The sequence below is a fragment of the Collinsella sp. An268 genome (assembly GCF_002159765.1).
In the GTDB taxonomy this organism is placed as follows: Bacteria; Actinomycetota; Coriobacteriia; order Coriobacteriales; family Coriobacteriaceae; genus Coprousia.
The window spans coordinates 1-17,808 of record NZ_NFJH01000005.1; the positions used below are offsets into that span (position 1 = coordinate 1).

General features: G+C 66.9%; 16 protein-coding genes. 6 read left to right on the plus strand and 10 right to left on the minus strand.

From position 1 onward, the window contains the following. Both B5F70_RS05145 and B5F70_RS05150 read left to right on the plus strand, forming a co-directional pair. A partial coding sequence (locus B5F70_RS05145) for a class I SAM-dependent methyltransferase (protein ID WP_343283723.1) occupies positions 1-934 on the plus strand: 934 nt, incomplete at its 5' end. Beyond that, positions 931-1,743, plus strand: a complete 813-nt coding sequence (locus tag B5F70_RS05150; RefSeq protein WP_087204503.1) for a hypothetical protein — start codon at positions 931-933, stop codon at positions 1,741-1,743. The genes B5F70_RS05145 and B5F70_RS05150, both read left to right, overlap by 4 nt. Positions 1,744-1,751: 8 nt before the next feature. On the opposite strand, the gene B5F70_RS05155 is transcribed toward B5F70_RS05150, so the two are convergent. Then, positions 1,752-4,871: a vitamin B12-dependent ribonucleotide reductase gene (locus B5F70_RS05155; RefSeq protein WP_087204504.1), complete on the minus strand. Its 3,120-nt coding sequence runs from the start codon at positions 4,869-4,871 to the stop codon at positions 1,752-1,754. Positions 4,872-5,246: 375 nt separating this feature from the next. Then, a complete protein-coding gene (locus B5F70_RS05160; protein WP_087204505.1) occupies positions 5,247-6,401 on the minus strand; it encodes a hypothetical protein in 1,155 nt (384 codons plus the stop codon). A gap of 266 nt (positions 6,402-6,667) precedes the next feature. Here B5F70_RS05160 and yhbY point away from each other — a divergent pair, with 266 nt between their 5' ends. From yhbY to B5F70_RS05175, 3 genes are all read left to right on the plus strand, one after another. Next, positions 6,668-6,967: a ribosome assembly RNA-binding protein YhbY gene (gene yhbY / locus B5F70_RS05165; protein ID WP_087204506.1), complete on the plus strand. Its 300-nt coding sequence runs from the start codon at positions 6,668-6,670 to the stop codon at positions 6,965-6,967. 137 nt (positions 6,968-7,104) lie between these two features. Beyond that, on the plus strand, positions 7,105-7,950 hold the full coding sequence (locus B5F70_RS05170; RefSeq protein ID WP_087204507.1) for a histidinol-phosphatase HisJ family protein: 846 nt from the start codon (positions 7,105-7,107) through the stop codon (positions 7,948-7,950). Positions 7,951-7,957: 7 nt separating this feature from the next. Continuing rightward, positions 7,958-8,701, plus strand: a complete 744-nt coding sequence (locus B5F70_RS05175) for a hypothetical protein (protein WP_087204508.1) — start codon at positions 7,958-7,960, stop codon at positions 8,699-8,701. Positions 8,702-8,731: 30 nt separating this feature from the next. Here B5F70_RS05175 and B5F70_RS05180 read toward each other — a convergent pair whose 3' ends face one another. Next, on the minus strand, positions 8,732-10,327 hold the full coding sequence (locus tag B5F70_RS05180) for an alpha-amylase family glycosyl hydrolase (RefSeq protein ID WP_087204509.1): 1,596 nt from the start codon (positions 10,325-10,327) through the stop codon (positions 8,732-8,734). Positions 10,328-10,495: 168 nt separating this feature from the next. Here B5F70_RS05180 and B5F70_RS05185 point away from each other — a divergent pair, with 168 nt between their 5' ends. Next, complete coding sequence (locus B5F70_RS05185) at positions 10,496-10,786, plus strand: hypothetical protein (RefSeq protein ID WP_087204510.1); 291 nt, start codon at positions 10,496-10,498, stop codon at positions 10,784-10,786. Positions 10,787-10,856: 70 nt separating this feature from the next. Here B5F70_RS05185 and B5F70_RS05190 read toward each other — a convergent pair whose 3' ends face one another. From B5F70_RS05190 to B5F70_RS05220, 7 genes are all read right to left on the minus strand, one after another. Further along, complete coding sequence (locus B5F70_RS05190) at positions 10,857-11,840, minus strand: DNA/RNA non-specific endonuclease (RefSeq protein WP_241145907.1); 984 nt, start codon at positions 11,838-11,840, stop codon at positions 10,857-10,859. 19 nt (positions 11,841-11,859) lie between these two features. Next, positions 11,860-12,528, minus strand: a complete 669-nt coding sequence (locus tag B5F70_RS05195; protein ID WP_087204512.1) for a class I SAM-dependent methyltransferase — start codon at positions 12,526-12,528, stop codon at positions 11,860-11,862. Continuing rightward, positions 12,497-13,063: a phosphatase PAP2 family protein gene (locus B5F70_RS05200; RefSeq protein WP_087204513.1), complete on the minus strand. Its 567-nt coding sequence runs from the start codon at positions 13,061-13,063 to the stop codon at positions 12,497-12,499. The genes B5F70_RS05195 and B5F70_RS05200 overlap by 32 nt, the downstream gene beginning before the upstream one ends. A gap of 177 nt (positions 13,064-13,240) precedes the next feature. Next, entirely contained in the window at positions 13,241-14,602 is a 1,362-nt protein-coding gene (locus tag B5F70_RS05205; protein ID WP_158094938.1) for an ABC transporter permease, read from the minus strand. 109 nt (positions 14,603-14,711) lie between these two features. Continuing rightward, positions 14,712-15,641: a HAMP domain-containing sensor histidine kinase gene (locus tag B5F70_RS05210; RefSeq protein ID WP_087204515.1), complete on the minus strand. Its 930-nt coding sequence runs from the start codon at positions 15,639-15,641 to the stop codon at positions 14,712-14,714. A gap of 31 nt (positions 15,642-15,672) precedes the next feature. After that, positions 15,673-16,551 (minus strand): hypothetical protein, encoded by an 879-nt coding sequence (locus B5F70_RS05215; RefSeq protein WP_087204516.1) that lies wholly within the window; start codon positions 16,549-16,551, stop codon positions 15,673-15,675. Between the two features lie 83 nt (positions 16,552-16,634). Further along, positions 16,635-17,672, minus strand: a complete 1,038-nt coding sequence (locus B5F70_RS05220) for an ATP-binding cassette domain-containing protein (RefSeq protein WP_087204517.1) — start codon at positions 17,670-17,672, stop codon at positions 16,635-16,637. Between the last annotated feature and the right edge of the window lie 136 nt (positions 17,673-17,808).

Below are 17,808 nucleotides of genomic sequence, written 5' to 3' on the forward strand. Positions count from 1 at the left end.
CCCCCGGCAGACAGCCCCCTCGGATAACCGGCAAGAGCCCAGCGGGGCCGCTCCCAGCGTCCCCGCCACCCCTACGCTCATCACCACCGACTGGAACGAGGAATGGAAGGCGCTGCAGAAAGCGCGCCGCAACCCCGACGACCCCCGCTTCTGGGACCAGCGCGCCAAGCACTTTCGACCGCGCGAGACGCACCCGTATGCGCGCGCCTTTATCGAGCTCGCCGCCCTCGAACCCGGTGAGCGGGTGCTGGATATGGGCTGCGGGGGCGGCACCCTCGCCATCCCCCTCGCCCGCAGTGGGCACCCTGTGGTCGCCTGCGACTTCTCGAGCGCCATGCTCGACGCGCTCGCCGAGGGCTGCTCCTACTATCAGGTCGAGCATCTGGTGGAGCCCCACCTGCTCGCATGGGACGAGGACTGGGAGCGGGCGGGCATCGCGCCGCGCTCGGTCGATGTCGCCTTTGCGAGCCGCTCCATCGCCACCGCCGACCTCGAGGCGGCGCTCGTCAAGCTCGATCGCACGGCGCGGCGACGCTGCTGCATCACCCTCGCGACCGGCGCGAGCCCCCGTGTCGACACCACCGTCATGGCGGCCATCGGCGCCTCGGTAACGGAGAGCCGCGACTATATCTACGCCTTCAACATTCTGGTGGGGCTCGGGCGCTACCCCGAGGTGCGCTACATCGCCTCGCCCAGACGCGACACCTTTGACAGCCTCGAGGACGGCATCGCCGACTTTGCCCGCATGCTCGAGGGTGGAAACGAGGGGCGCATCGACGAGCTCGCCGCCTACCTTTCCGCCCATATGGTGGAAAACCCCCACGCCGGGGAGCCCGGCGAGAAGGGCCGTCCGCAGGGACGCTACACCCTTGACCATAAACGCATCGTCCGCTGGGCATTCATCGCCTGGGAGACCGAAGGGAACCGCTCATGACCGCACGCATGCCCCAAAACGAGGCGCCCCGGCACGCCCGAACTGCCCCCGGCCGCCGCGGTGCGCGCTCGCACGCCGCCCCGTCGACGACATCCGCCGCCGAGGCCGGGCACACCGTCCGTCCCGCCGCCTCGAACGGGATCAGGCGACCGCTCAACGCGACGACCGCCGCGCACCGCGCCGCGCGCGCTGCGGCCGATAGCGAGCGCACCCGCTACCGGCAGGCGGCCGCCGGCGTCAGCCGCGAGCGCGCCGCCCAGCTGGGGGCGCGCACACGGCGCAGCCACGCCCCCGCCATCATCGGCGCCGTCATCGGCATCGCGCTCGCCTGCCTGCTCGTTTGGTGGATCGGCAGCGCGGCCCTCGCCGTCTTTATGGACGACGGCACCGGCGAGACGGTAACCGCCACCGATGCCGGCACCGGCACGGAGGCGCCTGCCGAGGACACCGCACGGGCCGTCGACGCAACGGGCACCCTCGATGTGGGAGGCTTCACGTACTCCCTTGTCGATGCGGGGGACGGCACCTACACGCTGTCACGCCAGAACATCGGCTCGGACGCCGCGCCCAATCCCCGCTTCACCGTGACCGGGACGCCCGTCGGCATGGCCGTCTACAACCACTACCTCTACGTCGTCTCCAACCGCGACGGGCGCTTCTATATCCAGAGCTACCTGCCGGGCGACGGGTCGACCCCCTATGGCCTGCGAGAGGGCGAGGGGACGGTCACGGCCGTATCGCTCTCGGGCTCGGTGCTCGAGTTCACCGAGGAGGGCGGCCGTACCTACACCCTGGATCTCGCCAGCTAGACCTCCCCTCAGCTGCAGCCCGTGGTGGTACCGCAGTCCATGCACACCTTGCACGTGCCGTTTTGCACCATGCGCGAGCTCCCGCAGGTAGGGCAGACACTGCCGTCGTACAGCCGCTCGCCATGGATGGCCGTGTCGTGCACCGCCTCGCTCACAAACGCTGCCGTAAAGAAATCCCCCGTATCGACGGCACCCGTCTCCTCCTCGAGCTCCTGCTCCTTGGCCGCCGTGAGGCGGACGAGCTCCTCCTCGGTTGCCACCGGCTCCTCGTCAAAGGCGGGCTCGACCGGCGCGGGCACCGGAGATGCCGAGGCGGGGGCGCCCCATCCCTCGGGCTTCACCTGCACGCGCGAGTAGTCGCCCAGCTCGATATCGATGACCTTGGAGATGAGGTCGGAGATGGACGTGACATATTTGATGTTGGGATGGCTCTGCACGAAGCCGTAGGGCTCGTACATCTGGCCGCGCAGCATCTTGGAGATGCGCTCGGCGGGGATCCCGTACTGCAGCATGACCGAGATGGTCTTTGAGAGCGAGTTGAGCAGGCCCATGATCGTGGTGCCCTCGCGGTCGGTCGTCACAAAGAGCTCGGCGATCTCGCCCTCCTCGTTGCGGTTGACCGTGGTGTAGATCTTCACCCCGTCGATCTGCGCCAGATGCGTGTGGCCGTTGCGGATGCCGATGATCCGCCTGCGCTCCGCGGTGCGACCCGGCTGGGCGAGCCTCACCTGCGCATCGCGCGCATATTCCAGAAGCTCGGCGTACGAGAGGTCGCCCAAATCGCCCTCATCCGCGCCGTCGGCAAGCGAGGTGTTGAGCGGCTGCGCGTTTTTGGAGCCGTCGCGGTAGAGGGTGATGCCCTTGCAACCCGTCTGCCAAGCGAGCATGACGACATCCTTGAAGTCATCCACCGTCGCCGCGTTGGGCAGGTTGACCGTCTTCGAAATGGCGCCGGATACAAGCGGGGTCAGCGCCGCGACCATGAGCACGTGGCCTCTGGGGTCGATGTAGCGCTCACCTGTACCGCACGTGTTGGCCGTATCGAAGATGGCCAGGTGCTCGTCTTTCAGGTGCGGCGCGCCCTCGATCTTGCCGTCGACGATCATGCCCGCATCATCGGTCGCCTGCACGTAGGCGAGGATGTCTTCCACCTCGTCCTCGGTATAGCCCAGATGCCGCAGCGCATCGCCGATGACGGGGTTGGCGAGCGTCATGAACCCTCCGCCCGAGAGCTTCTTGTAGATCATATGGCTGAAGAACGGCTCGATGGAGGTGGCGCCGCAATCCATGGCGAACGAGATGGTGCCGGTAGGAGCCATGACGCTCACCTGGGCGTTGCGGTAGCCGTAGCGCTCGCCGAGCTCCTCGGCAAACGTCCAGCTCTCAATGAGCGCTTGGGCGAGCGCACCCTCACCGGCCGCCACCAAAAGATCGAAGTCGACGATGGGCGGCTCGATGGTAAGGTCCTCAAACGGGTCGTTGCGCGCACCGGCGACCCGCGCATGGTTGCGGATAACGCGCATCATATGGCGCTTGTTGATACCGAAGCAATCGAAGGGACCGACCTTGCGCGCCATGATGGCGGAAGCGGCGTAGCTGCGGCCGGTGAGCGTGCCCACGAGCGCCGAGGCGAGGGCGCGCGCCTCGGGCGAGTCGTACGGCATGCCCTTCGCCATCAGCAGGCTCGCGAGGTTGGAGATGCCAAGGCCCGTGGCGCGGAAGCGGTAGGTCTTGCGCGCGATATCCTTGGTGGGGAACTGGCCCCATGCGATGGATGCCTCCAGCGCGAGCTGAATCAAATCGATGGCATGCTCGTACCCCTCGACGTCGAAGCGATCCGTCGCCGGGTCGTAGAACCGATAGACGTTGATGGAGGCGAGGTTGCAGCTTGAGTCGTCGAGGAAGGCGTACTCGCCGCAGGGATTCGTTGAGTTCAGACGGTTATAGCTCGCGCCCACGACGCCGTCCTCGCCACCCGGACAGGTATGCCACTCGTTGAAGGTGTCGGAAAACTGCGGGGCGGGGTCGGCGCAGCGCCACGCGCTCTCGTTGAAGACATCCCAGATATGGGAGACCGAGACCTCGCGGTCGAGCGCGCGGTCCACACGGCCGCGCAGCGTGTAGGTCGCCTCGGGCTCCTCGTCGAGATGGGCGACCTTGGTCATGAACTCGTTATCGATGCGCAGGCTGTTGTTGGAGTTCTGGCCCGATACCGTCGCGTACGCCTCGCCGTTGATGTCGCCGTCGTACCCCATCTTCATGAGGGCGAGCGCCTTATCCTCCTCGCGCGCCTTCCACGTGATGAACTGCTCGATATCGGGATGGTTGATGTCGAGGCAGACCATCTTAGCGGCGCGGCGCGTGGTGCCGCCGCTCTTGATGGCGTCGGCATTGCGGTCGAGCCCGCGCAGGAAGCTCATGACACCGCTCGAGACCCCGCCCCCGGAGAGCTTCTCGCCCTCGGCGCGCAGGGCGCTGAAGTTAGAACCCGTGCCCGATCCGCCTTTGAAGAGCTTGGTCTCGGTCACAAACTCATCGGAGATGGAATGCTCGCCCAGAAGCTTGTCCTCCACCGACACGATGAAGCAGGCACTCGCCTGCGTGCGCGTGTACTGGTCGATCGACTCTACCACCTCGCCGGTGGTGGGCTCGACGTAGTACATCCCCTGCGGCTCGCCGGCGATGCCGTACGCCCGCTTGAGCCCGGTGTTGAACCACTGGGGAGAATTGGGGGCGAAGCGCTGGTCGAGGATCATATAGACGAGCTCGTCATAGAGAACCTGCGCTTGGCGACCCTCCTCGACGAGCCCCTCGTCCACGAGCGCCGCGACCCAGAAGTCGACCATGCGGTGCGCAACCTGCCTGAGCGACACCTCGCTTCCCGTTTCCGGCACGCCCGCGCGCCGGAAATACTTCGAGGCGATGATGTCGACCGCATTCTGGGAGTAACCCGCGGGGAACTCGAGGCCCTCCATATCACAGAGCGTCTTGCCCGTCTTGTAATCCGTGAGGTGCACGGCGCGCTCCGACCATTCAAACAGGTCGTACACGGTCTTTCCCGCATACGCGGGTTCGTCGAGCGCGGCGGTGAAGCGCCTGGTGATCAGCTCGTCAACGGTAGTGGCCATAGTCCCTCGCTCTCTTCGCGGTGTCGCGGGACACCTCGGTCGGTGCAATCAGTATGGCGGCTCGTGCGGACAGAAAAGGTGCGCCCGCAGACGGCAGAGCGGCCAGCCGACTTTGAGTGTAACAAGCGGGCTTGGAATCCCGTCACCAACATCTAGTGTTTTAGGTGAATGGACTCACCATATATAGCTTTTCTTAGGTAACTTTCCTTGACCTGCCCACATACGGGCGAACCGCTGCCGGCGCGCCGCCGTTCGCCGAATTCGGCACGAGCGACCACCGCGCGGGCGCGCGAAAGCCGCATGCCGCGCCACAACATCTTGTGCGGCGCGGCATGCATCCCAAACCGCAGGGCCCCTCGCCCTGCGATGCAGCGCTTACTCTACGTCAAACAGGTAATCGAGCTCAGACGTCCAGGCGTTCTCGTCGACGACCCAGCCGTCACCCTCGGCGCGCAGCACGATATCCATCGCGTAGCCGTCGTTGAGAGGGGCGCGGCGCGCAGCCTCCATCAGCATGATGCCCACGCGCTCGGCATCCTCCTCCATGGTCGCAAGCTGGAACTCGTCGGAGGAGGTATAGGCATCCATCATGGCGTTGAACTCGTCGATGACCGCGTAGATATCGCGACAGGTGACCGTAGCGCGCACCAGGGCGGAATCCCCCGCCTGCCCAACGTAGACGCTATCGATGGTATAGGTCAGGCCCTCGACCATAACGCGCGCGTACTCCGTCGCGTCCACCCCGCAGTCGGCAAGGGTGAAGACCTCCATCTGATGGGCGAAGCCCTCGGAGACCAGAGATCCGATGAGGTCCATCTCGACGGAGTCGGCCCCCGCGAGCGCGGCGAGGCGGGCGTCAGCGGTGTCAAAGACCGCCCGCTCCGCACCGTCAAGGGTGGCCGGGTCAACCGACCCACCGGTGAGAAGGTCCTCGATGTCCTCTTCGGAAAGACCCTCGGGAAGGTCGGGGTCGGGCACATCGTGATCGAGGGGGTCGATGTTCTCCACCAGCACCTCGTCTGCGGGGTCGTCTTCGGCGGGGGCCAGAAGACGCGGTCCCACGAGGGCAAAGACCACCGCGAGCGCCACGACGGCCACCGCGACGACCGCCACCACCGCGCCGTTCACGCCGCGCCGAGGCGCCGCGGCGGCGGGAGACGTCTCGCCGTACGAAGGGCTGACCGGGCCGTTCCACGGATTCACCTCGGGCTCGGAATGCACCGGCGAGGCAGCGGGCTCCCCTGTAGCACGCGCCGGCTGCCCGGCAGGCGCCGCATCGCCCCCAGGGGCCGCCGAGCGATCTGCCCCCGCCGCATCGGCGAGGGAGGGCGCATCGGCGGCGGAGTCCACCTCAGCCGCCTGGCCCGGCGCCGCATCGGGGGCCGCTTCCGCCCCAAACGCGACCTTCGCCCCCTGCACCCCACCGGAGGGGAGGGGTGCATCCGGCGCGGCGGGCACCGTGGGCGATGCGCCCGGGAAGCACTCCAGGTCGTTCAAGGTGCCTTCGTCTCGCTCGTCGCGCTCATCCATGGTATCCCCGTTCCCGTCGCAGCGGCCCTCTCCGCCCCAAACGGTATCGGGCCCTCGACACGGTCGACTTCTTGCTTGCTATCGTACCTGAGTGCCGTGCCCGCTTGCAGCACATATCGGTATATGGCGCCCACGGCGTCCTTTTTTGCAACACGTGCTCTTTTCACGGGGTTGCGCGATGCGCGCGCCGCAAGGGACCGCATTGCGGTATCGTGTGAGCGCTTTGAACCCCCAGCGGCCGCATGCGCCGCAGAAAGTGAGAACCCATGGCACTCACCGGTCGCCAGGTCCGCCAGCTCAGGAGCCTTGTCCACCACCTCGACCCCGTCGTTATGATCGGCAAGGCCGACATCAACGACGGCATCGTCGCCCAAGCGAACGACAGCCTCGAGGCCCACGAGCTCATCAAGTGCGCGGTGCTCGACAGCTCCAATCTGACGGCACGCGAGGCGGCCGATGAGCTCGCGGAGCGCTGCGGCGCCGAGGTCGTCCAGGTCATCGGCCGGCGCTTCGCCCTCTATCGCGCCAGCTCGCGCAAGGACGTCGAGCACATCGCCCTCGCCTAACGGTCGCGCCGCCGTCCTCGCGCCGCCAGCTCCGAGATACCATCCTCCTGATACATTCGTTCCAACCTGAGCGGCTTCGCCCGCGTCGGCGCGGCGGCCCACTACCATGGGGCCACCATCACGTTCGAGGAGGTCCCATGCTTGCCGACTACCATGTCCACTCGGAATTCAGCGACGACTCCTGGTACGCCGTCGATGACGTCTGCCGCGACGCGATCCGGCTCAACCTGAACGAAATCTGCTTCACCGACCACGTCGACTACGGCGTGAAACCCGACGCCGACCACGCATCGCTCGCACGCGTCGTGGACGGCAAGGCCATCGTGAACGTCGATTACCCGCGTTACTTCCCCACCCTCGCCGCGGCGCGCGAGCGCTACGCCGCCGACCTCGCCGTGAAGCGCGGGCTCGAGCTGGGGGTGCAGAGCCACACCATCGCCGAGAACCGCGCGGTTATCGATCGCTGGGGGACGGAGATGGATTTCGCCATCCTCTCCATCCACCAAGTGGGCGACGCCGAGTTCTGGACCGGGGACTTTCAACGCAGGCGCACCCAGCAGGAGTACAACGACGCCTACTACGCAGAGATGCTCAAGGTGGTCGAAGGGTTTTCGGGCTACAGCGTGCTGGGGCATCTCGACCTCATCAAGCGCTATGACCCCGAGGGCATCTACCCCTTTGAGCGGAGCCGCGATGTCATCGCCGAGATCCTGACGCGCGTTATCGCCGACGGCAAGGGCATCGAGGTCAACACGTCGAGCTTCCGCTACCAGCTCCCCGACCTGCAGCCCTCGACCGAGATCCTCAAGCTCTACCGCGACCTGGGAGGTCGCATCATCACCATCGGCAGCGACTCGCACGAGCCCGGCCACCTCGGTTCCTACATCACCCTCGCCAAACGGCACCTCGCTGCGCTCGGCTACACCGCATACTGCACGTTTGACGCCTGGGAGCCCGTCTTCCACCCCATCGACGAGCAGTAGGGCGCCCATGGGACTGCCGCGCCATATCATCTGCGTCGATGCGGGGGCGTACGTGTGCACCCGCGGAGTCGACACCGCGGGCGCACACGACCTCGCGGACGCCGTCGCCTTCCTGTTGGAGGATTTCGCCGAGGCGCTTAACGTCTACGCCCGCCTCTCCGCCGCTGGCAAAGGCGGAGCCGATACCTCCATCCCTGAGGTGCGGCAGCATGTGGTCGCGCCTGCCGAATCGCATGCGGACATGGCCGGCTTCGACACCGTCGTCATCGGATATGCGGCGCGCACCCGCCGAGGGTCCGATGCGCGCGCCGCGGTGCCGGCGGCGGACGCAGGGGTGCTTCCCGCCCTTCTGGCACAGTTGGGCGATATGCCGGCGCCGGGCGCGCGGGTCTACGCCCTCTGCGCCGCCTCCGGCGCGGCCGGTTCGGGCGCCGGAGGCGGCACCGCGAATCCGCCGGGCGCCGGCGATACCCCAAGCAGCCTCAGCGCGGCCTGCCGCGCACGGGGGCTCGTCTGGTGCGGCTCACTTACCGTCGAACATGCCGACCTGCTCCCCCGCCTCGCCCTGAGCCCGCGCATGGGCATCTTCCGTCGTCCCGTCTCCGAGGCGACCGACCGACTCATCCTCGCCGTGCGGACGGGCGCCGCCTTTGACCCAGAGACGGTAAGGCCCGGCGGGCGGCTCCTCATTCGTGCGGGGGAGTTCTTCCGGACCCCTCGCGCCGGGAGCCGCCACGCATACGGCGCATAGGGGCGCCGCCCCCTCAAGACCGGTTGCCGCCTAGCGCACCGTCATGAAGACCGCGCTTGCCCCGGGCATCGTCAGCACCCCGTCGCATACGGCAGCCTCTTTGCCGAGGGTGTAGAGGACCTCGTCCGCCTCGTACGGGCACGGGCACGTCACCTGCCGGTCTGCCGGGTTGAGCGCCACGAGCACGCGCTGGCCGCCCGCCTTGGGCGCACCGTCGCTCCCCCGCTCGCTGCGCAGGTACACGAGCGGATACGCGTCCTTCTCGCAATACACGAACTCGATGGCCCCCTCCGTGGCAAGAGCCGGGTTCGCCTGGCGCATCGCGATGAGGCGCTGGACCTCACGCCACAGCGAGTGCTCGTCTGCCATCTCGGCGGCCACCGTCGGCGCATCGGGAGCCGGATCCTGCGCGATGTAGAGCTTGTCAGCCGCAGCGCCGGAGAACCCGTGGTTCACGCCGTCATCCCACTGCATGGGCGTGCGCGCACCGGTGCGCATGTATCCGCCCTCGACCGACTTGACGTCGAGGTGGCGCATACCGATCTCGTCGCCGTAGTAGATGAAGGGGCAGCCCGGCATCGACAGGATAAACGCGAAGGCCATCTTCATCTCCTCGGGATCGAGGTAGCGGCGCAGACGCTCCATGTCGTGGTTGCCCGAGGGGATGCACATGAGCCCCTTGCCGTCCGTGAGGTCGAGGTTGCGCTTGTAGGTGGCCACAAACTCACTCGCGTCGCCCTTGCCCTTGCGGCTGAAGAACGGACGCGGCTCGGCGGTGCTGCGCTCCGGACGCCGGAACAGGTCCATGTAATGCGACGTACCGAACTGCAGCAGGAAGTCCATGTGGAAGCCGGCGCGGATGGTCTTGTCGGGCTCACCCCACTCAGAGATGAGAACCGCCTCGGGATAGTGCTCGTCAAGATAGGCACGCATATCCTGCCACAGGGCGATCGTCGCCTCCTGACCGGGGTCGTTCTTGACGAGCGAGCCGGCCATATCGACACGGAAACCGTCGCAGCCGCGCTCGAGCCAGAACGCCATGACGTCCTTCATGGCCTGGCGCGTGGCGAGTGCCTCGGGGCTGTCGACCGCGCTCTGCCACGGCTGGTCGATCTCGGCAAAACCGTAGTTGAGCGCCGGCTGGAAGGCGAAGAAGTTGACACCCACCGCACCGTTGCGCTCGGAAATGCCGCGCAGCACGCCGTTGATACCCTTGACATCCATCGGCGCCCAGACGTTGTCGTTCCACACGTAGCGGCCCGTGCACTCGTTCTCGTCGGCGCGGCAGGACTCCTTGAACCAGGGATGTTCGATGGAGGTGTGGCCGGGCACGAGGTCGAGCAGCACGTGCATACCACGCTTGTGGCACTCGTCAAAAAGGCGGACGAGGTCGTCGTTGGTGCCGTAGCGCGGCGCGACCTGGCAGTAATCGGCCACGTCGTAACCGGCGTCACCGAACGGCGAGACAAAGCAGGGGTTCAGCCACAGCGCGTTGCAGCCGAGTTCCTTGATGTAGTCGAGCTTCTCGATGATACCGGGGATGTCGCCGATGCCGTCGTCGTTGGTGTCGTTGAAGCTCTGCGGATAGATCTCGTAGAAGACGGCACGGTCAAGCCACGTGTTCATGTTGTGCTCCTTGTCTCGCCGCCCCTGATGAGGGGCCCGTACTCTGGCATGGTACTGAGCGGCGGCCGTCGCCGGGACGCGCCGTCGCCATCACCATTATGTACCGTTTGTCTAAGTTGTACGAATAAGTTTTGCAAACGGTCGGTAACGCAGGGCGGGAGGTAGCGCATGGCAAGCCGGAAACCGTCGGCTCGGGCGAAGCGCCGCGAGGAGTTTCGCGCGGAGCTGGGCGGCTTCGACGACGTCTTTGCCCGTGAGGAGGAGCGGCGCGAGGAGCTCGCCGCAGAGCGCGAGCACGCCCGGTACGAGAAGGCCTGCGCCTCCAAGATGCGCTACGCCACCAGAGGCGATGCGCGCGACGCCATCGCGGCCTGTGCCGAGCACGGCCGCCGCGGTCTCACGTGCTACAAATGCTCGTACTGCGGCGGTTGGCATCTCACGTCGCACCCGTGGAGCTAATCGCGCCCGTCTGCGCCCGCCGCGGTGCCGTGCCGGACGGTACCGCCCCGCCGCTTTTTTTGCGGGGCAATCAGCCGAGGCAGCTCATACAGGGCGTGTAACCGAGCGCCTCCGCCTCGGCGATGGTGCCCGCAAACTCCTCGCGGTTGTGCGGAGACATCTCCTGCACCCCCTCGCATGCGGGCAGATGGATCTTATGGGAGCGCGTATTGAGCACATAGGTCCCCTCGGCGTTTGGGTCTGTCGACGAGACCGCGCCCGCATCCCCCGTCGCGTGGGGACGCACAGCCGTGCCGTCCTCGCCGGACGCGGTGCCGGCATCCTCGGCGACCGTTGCCGCAGCGTCCTCATCGACCCATGCCTGACCCGTCGCATAGTCGATGGAAACCCCGGGCTGAACATTGGGGCACCACGCGGAGAAGTTGATCTCGCGCCCGCCGTCCTCAAGCGAGTACGCCTCCATCCGGACCCCGCGGCACACCAGCTCGCCCCCCTCGAACACCGGCGTCGCACGGTAGAGCACATGATGGTCCGTCTCATAGATGTAATCGGCCACATCCTCCTCAAAGGGGCGCATCGCGTCGGCGTTCATCCATCGCGTTCCCGTTACGAGGTTGCGCTCGTTGGCGTTTTCCGCCGAGAGCGCCCAGCCGATGAGATGGCTGCGGTTGTAGAGCGACTCGCCCTCCACAAAGTCGTAGCGTATGGCATGCCATCCCGTGGGACGCACATCGCTGATGCTCTCGCGCTCCTCGCCGCGCGCGGGCAACGTCTCGGGTCCGAGGCACGCCATCGCCTCGCCGCAGCGTCCCAGCTCATCGAGGTCGCTGTAGTACTCGTAGCCCGGGTGTTCCTCCGCATAGGCGATCTCGTCGCGCGAGAACGACGCCTCATCGACCGTGACCTCAGGCGCAGAAGAGACGCCCGCCACGTACGCGCCCGTAGCGCGGGAAGGTGCGCTCCCGAGGGCAGAACAGCCCGCGAGCCCGAGAGCCGATGCGATCAGCAGCGCTATCCAGAGGGAACTCACACGCGTAACGAGGGGTTTTCTCACGATTCTCCTTCGGTAGGTATCACGGGTGCGCCGGCACGATCACGTCGTAGCGCACCGCCTTGCCGACAACTTGATAGCTCGGCTTGACCTCGGCCAGAAAGGGCCCCTTCACCGGGCGCTTCACCACGATCTTTCGGGGCCTCGCGGCGCAGGCGGCCTCCATAAGAGTGGCGGCGTCCTCGCAAGGGCGCTCCAGATGGTGCAGGAGCTGGAACTTCTTTTTGACCGCGGCGCTTTTGCGCCGCTCGGGAAACATGGGGTCCAGGTAGACCACATCGGGGCGCCGCGGCAGGCGAGCGAGGCCCTCAACGCTATCGGAGCCGGCGAGGCGCATCCGGCACGCGACGGGCGCTATGGCGGGCGCATCGCGCGCGCGGCCGAGCGCATCGGAGAGCAGCGCGGCGATGACCGGGTCGCGCTCGAACAGCAGCACCTCAAAACCGGCAGCCGCCAATAGGAAGGCGTCCTCGCCCAACCCCGCCGTCGCGTCCACCGCAAGGAACGGGGCGTCTTGGGCGCCCTTGCATCGGGCGGCGCGCACCAGCAACTCGCGCTGCAGCGCACCGGGGCGGACGCGCGGCAGCATATCCTCAAAATCGGGCACGAGCTCCATGCCGCCGCCGACAAGGGCCAGGCCGCGCGGCGTCTGCCTGAGCTCAAGCCCCTCCGGTAGCGCTCTTTCCGCCATGCCGACCTCCCCCTTCCATGACGAATGCCACCGCACGCGCCGCCAGCCATCCCAGCATAAGGCCGAGGGCCGCGCCGGCAAGCACGTCCGTCGGCCAATGGACAAACAGATACAGGCGGGAAAACGCCACCAGGAAGGCCGAGGCGACGACAGCCAGCCGTGCGCTCCCCCTGCGCGCGCCCCGCGATGCGGCAAGCGCACCCGCGCAGGCAAACGCCGTAGTGGCATGGCCGGACGGAAAAGACCAGCCGCCGGGCGCCGGCGCAATCAGTGCGACGGACCGGTCGACCATGTACGGGCGCGGCCGCATTACCCAACCCTTGATGAGCGGGACGGCGAGCTCCGCCGCCGCGACCGCCGCCAGCACAGCGACGCCCGCCATGCGCGTCGACCGGCGGGCAAGCAGGCATACGGAGATTGCCAGCCAGATCAGCGCATGCGAGCCGAGCATCGATGCGGCGACCATCACCGCGTCGAGCACGGGGCAGTGCAAGCCCTGCAGGGCATACAGAAGGTGCAGCTCCCAAGCGCCCATGCACGACCGCCTCCTCCCCTTCGCGCGCGCCGAACCGCAAAACCCTATTGTCGCAAAAGTCCGGTGGCGGGGCACCCGCTTCCAACAACCTTCACCACCGCGGTGCGGCCCCGCTCATGCGGCTCCCCCGCACAGCCGGGCCGCGCGACCCCGATGCCTCGTATGATGACGCGCGGCTCACGCGCGGGGCGCCGCCGCCTGGCGCACGCAGGCGGCCGTCGTCAGCGCGTAATATCCCGCCAGAAGCATCACGGTGACGGCGACCACGCCCAAGGCGAAGAGGGGAAACCCCTCTGCCCCCATCATGATCGAGATCATGCCGATGAGCGCAAAGCCAAACAGGCAGTGGAGGAGCGCGAACGCGAGAGGCGTCGCAAAATGCACGGCAACCTGGGTGCGCAGCGACGCACGCACCGCGGTCTCGGGCGCGCCCAGCACATGCAGGGTGGAGCACGAGCGGACCTGCCCGGGCATCTGTGCGAGCTGCTGCAGGGCGAGCACCGCTATCGCGGCCACGAGAAACGCCGCCCCGTAGAACACGCACGCAAACGCGACCGGGGCAAGCGCCGCGGCGCCCGCAGGCGCCTGCGGGCCGCGCAGCCCCGCGCTGAACGCAAAGCCCACCACCATGAGGCACATCGACGCCGCCAGAAGCACGCTCTCGGCCGCCATCGCAAGCGCGGCGCTTTCGGCACGGGCCTCGAGCTGACGGACCGTGAAGGGGGCAAGGCCGCACCAATAGCGGTCCGGGCGGGCGCGCAGCCGCTCGGGCGCACGCACCGCCAAGACCCGCATGAGAAAATACGTGCCGATGAGCGCGCATACGCCCATGGGAATCACGAAGATGATGAAATACCCCGGGTTGAACAGGCATGTTCCCCAAACGATGGCGAGCAGCACCGCGGCCGCGACCCGCTGCACCCTGAGGGGCGCGGCGCCGGCGAGCCGCCTGCGCTCAGGCACGCGCTCGGCACCCATGAGCTCGACGAGGGGCCGGCGGCAGATGCTTGCCACCGAGAACCCCGCAGCGATGACGCAGATGATGAGGAAGGTGAGGGCGGTCTGCAGCGCGGCGGCAGGGGCGAGCACGACCTCGGGGTGCCACGGCGCCCCGAACACATAGGCCGCGATCAGCCCAAACACAGGTGAGGTCGCCACGCCTGCCACGAGGCCGCATGCAAGGGCGGCCACGCTCGCCAGGGCGCATTCGGCGAGCAGCACACCCGCCACCTGCCGAGGCCGCAGGCCGAGCAGGAGGTAGAGGCCGAACTCGCGCTTGCGGCGACGCAGCAGGAAGGCGTTCGCATAACCCAGCAGGAAGCAGAAGATGACATCGATGAGCACGGCAAAGGCGACGAGCACCTCCCCCGCTTTGGCAAACGATGCCCGCTGCGCATCGGTGAGGGAGAGTGCGAGCAGGTAGTCGCTCGACGCGAGAAACGAGTAGAGCAGGCAGACTGCGAAGACGAGCGTGAGGAAATAGACCGAGAAATCGCGGGCGGCGCGGCAGGCGTTGCCCCAGGCGAGCTTGACGAGCATGTGCCTCCTCTGACACGAAAGCGGTCGTGTGGCCGCGGCCCCAAGACGGGCGCCGACGGCTCTCGTGCCCATATTCGGCTATCTGCGCCTACCCTGCCATCGATTTGCCTTACCGCGGTCTTACCGTTTTGTAAGGAACGCCCCGCGGAAAGGCGAGCACGATGGCGAGCACGTTGCCGTCGACGCGCGCCGAGATTGCCGCGCCCATCGCCCGCGCCAGGTTTGCGGCAACCGCGAGGCCGAGGCCGCTGCCCGCCGCGCGGCGCGTAGCGTCAACCTGATAGAACCGCTCGAAGAGGCGCTCCGCGTCGATCGCCTGGGCGCACTCCACGGGATTGGACACCACCAGCTCGATCGCGTCTTCGCTCGCCCGCTCGGCAACCGTCGGCGCCCCGGCCCCATGGCGAAGCGCGTTGACCACCAGGTTCTGCAAGATGCGCACGAGCGCCTCGCGATCCGCCATGACGCGCACGTCCTCGTCTTCGAAATCAAGCGACGGCTCCCACCCCCGCTCGGCAAAGGCGGGATACTGGTCCAGCAGGGACTCCTCCACCAAGGTTTTGAGCGCGACGGGCTGAAGCTCAAGCGACAGGTCGGGGTCGGTGGACTTGGTGTAGGCGAAGAGCTGGTCCAACAACTCGGTCGTCGCATCGATGCGGGCGGCCGCCATATCCAGCTCGTGGACGCGCCTCTCGGGGTCCGTCTCGTCCGCAGCGAGCTGCAGATAGCCCTTGGCCCCCATGAGCGGCGTGCGGATATCGTGGGAGAGCGCCGAGAGATCGCGCTGGAACTCCTGCTGGTGCCGCATATCGCGCACATGGGCATCGGCGCCGCGGTCGAGCTCGCCGTTGATGGCGGCGGCGAGCTCGGTCATGCCCGGCATGGTGCCGGCAGCGATCCGCTCGTTGCTCTCTGGGTCGCGCTCGCGCAGCAGGCGCGCAAGATGGCGCACCTCCATGAGGTAGCCGGCGCCTGCGAGAAGCACGCCCAGGCCAATACCGAGCGCGAGCAGGACGAGCAAGATAAGCGGGGAATCCATCAGCGGCTCCGAATACGCGAAACGTTGTCGATCAGATGTCGCGGCGGCGCGCGATGGCGAGGACGACCACGGCCGCAGCCGCCATCCAGATGATACCCGTAAGCAGCACTTGGGCGCCCGGCGCGATTACGAGCGCCTGCGAGGAGGAGCCCCAGACCTCGGCCGCGCTCTGGGAGAAGAGCGCCCCGCCCCTCCCCAACAGCGAGAGCGCCGAAGAGGGCATCCATGCGGCGAGCGTTTCGAACAAGGGGCGGAGCGGCTGGAGCACGCTTAACATACCACCAGACAGCTGTGCCATGGCCTTGAGCCCCGCCGGCACCACGCCCGCATAAATCACGAACGCCCCGAAGTAGCTCAGCGGGCTCACGCGCGTCGCATAGACGATAACGAGCGAGATGGCCGCCATCGCCCACGTATTGAACCAGAACGCCGCCAGCCACCCCGCGACAACCAGAGGGGAGTCCGCCTGCGCGTAGCTGAAGCCAGCGATCATGCCGCCCAAGGTGATGAAGGCGACGGAGCCGAGCGTTACGACCGCGGATGTCACCCCTGCAAAGAGAAGCTTCTCGAGGAAATACGAGAGCCGACCCCTGCGCGCGCTGAGCACGCTCTTTACGAACCCGTTTTTGAACTCCTGCAGCGCGTGCTCCACCACCAGAAAGCTCACGCACAGCTGAACGAAGCCAACCTGCATGCTGCCGAGATAGGCGGTGTACGAGCCGAAGTCCGAAGGGATCTCGACGGCGTCTGTGCCGGAGAGGGTGGCATACGCCTGCGTTTTAGCGAACATCATGACACCGATGATGAGCGCATACACCGCGATGAGCGCGATGCCGTACTGCCAGAGACTCCCGCGAAGCCCCCGCGGCCGCGTGATGCGGTACCAATCGGCACGAAGAAGATTCAACATAGGGCTACCTGCCTTTTCTACCAGAAGAGAGGAGATACACGAGCGCGCCGATGATGGCGATGTTGAGCACCAGGTCCATCATGTCACCTGCCGCCGTACCCTGGGCGCGCGCCCGCGTCCATAAGCTCGACGAAGTAGTCCTCGATGTCTCGCTCGAGCACGCTGAGCTCCAGCACGACCTGATCGGCATCGTGCAGCACGCGCGAGACGTCCTCCACCGTAGGGGCGCCCGAATGAGAGGCATCGACCGCGGACCCGCCGAACGACGCCGCGGCGGCGCGCGCGCCGCCGCCGATGACGATGGCCTGGTCGGGCTCGACGCGGTAGGTTGCCCGCGGAAGGCGCTCCTCCAACAGGGCGAGCGTGCGGGCGGGGTCTGTCGTCCTCACGCGGATAGAGCTGCCGCACGCGGCATGCAGCTCCTCATCGGTAAACTCGCGCACCATCCGCCCGCCGGCGATAACGCCAAAACGGGTGCACACGCGCATGAGCTGATCGAGCACGTGGCTCGAGATGAGAATGGTCACGCCGCGCTCGCGGTTGAGCGAGACGAGCGCGCGGCGCAGATCGCGCGTGGTCTCGGGGTCCATGCCGTTAAACGGCTCATCAAGCAAAAGCACGTCCGGGGAGCCCACCAGTGCCAACGCCAAGCCGAGGCGCTGCTTCATGCCCTGCGAGAACTTCTTGACCTTGCGCGGGCCCGCCTCGCCCAGCCCCACCAGCTCCAGAAGCTCGGCTACTTGGTCTTTGGGGTGGATGACGCCCAAGGCGAGCGCCTTCATCATAAGGTTCTCGGCAGCCGAGAAGTTCATGAGCACGCCCGGCTCTTCGATGAGCGCACCGAGGCGCGAGGGCGCATCCGAGAAGCTGCCCGCGCTTAACGCGGCATCGACGGCGCCGCGTCCGGCTGCATCCGCATACGGACCTGCGCCAAACAGCGTAAGGGTGCCCGCGCTCGGCGTGGCAAGGCCGGCGATCATCTTCATGGTGGTCGACTTGCCGGCGCCGTTTTTACCCACAAACCCGTAGATATCGCCGGCGCGCACCCGCATGTCGAGCGCGTCGACCGCAACAAAGCGACCATAGCGCTTGGTAAGCGCGCGGCATTCAATCACGTTCACCGTATCTCCTATCGTCTTGCGGCGACACGCCGCACCCTACCCGTCACGTACGAGTATGGGGAGCGGGTTTTCAGAAAGGCTGAATCAAAGATAAAGAAAGCCTCAAGATATGCGCCGGCCGAGCATCATGAAGCGC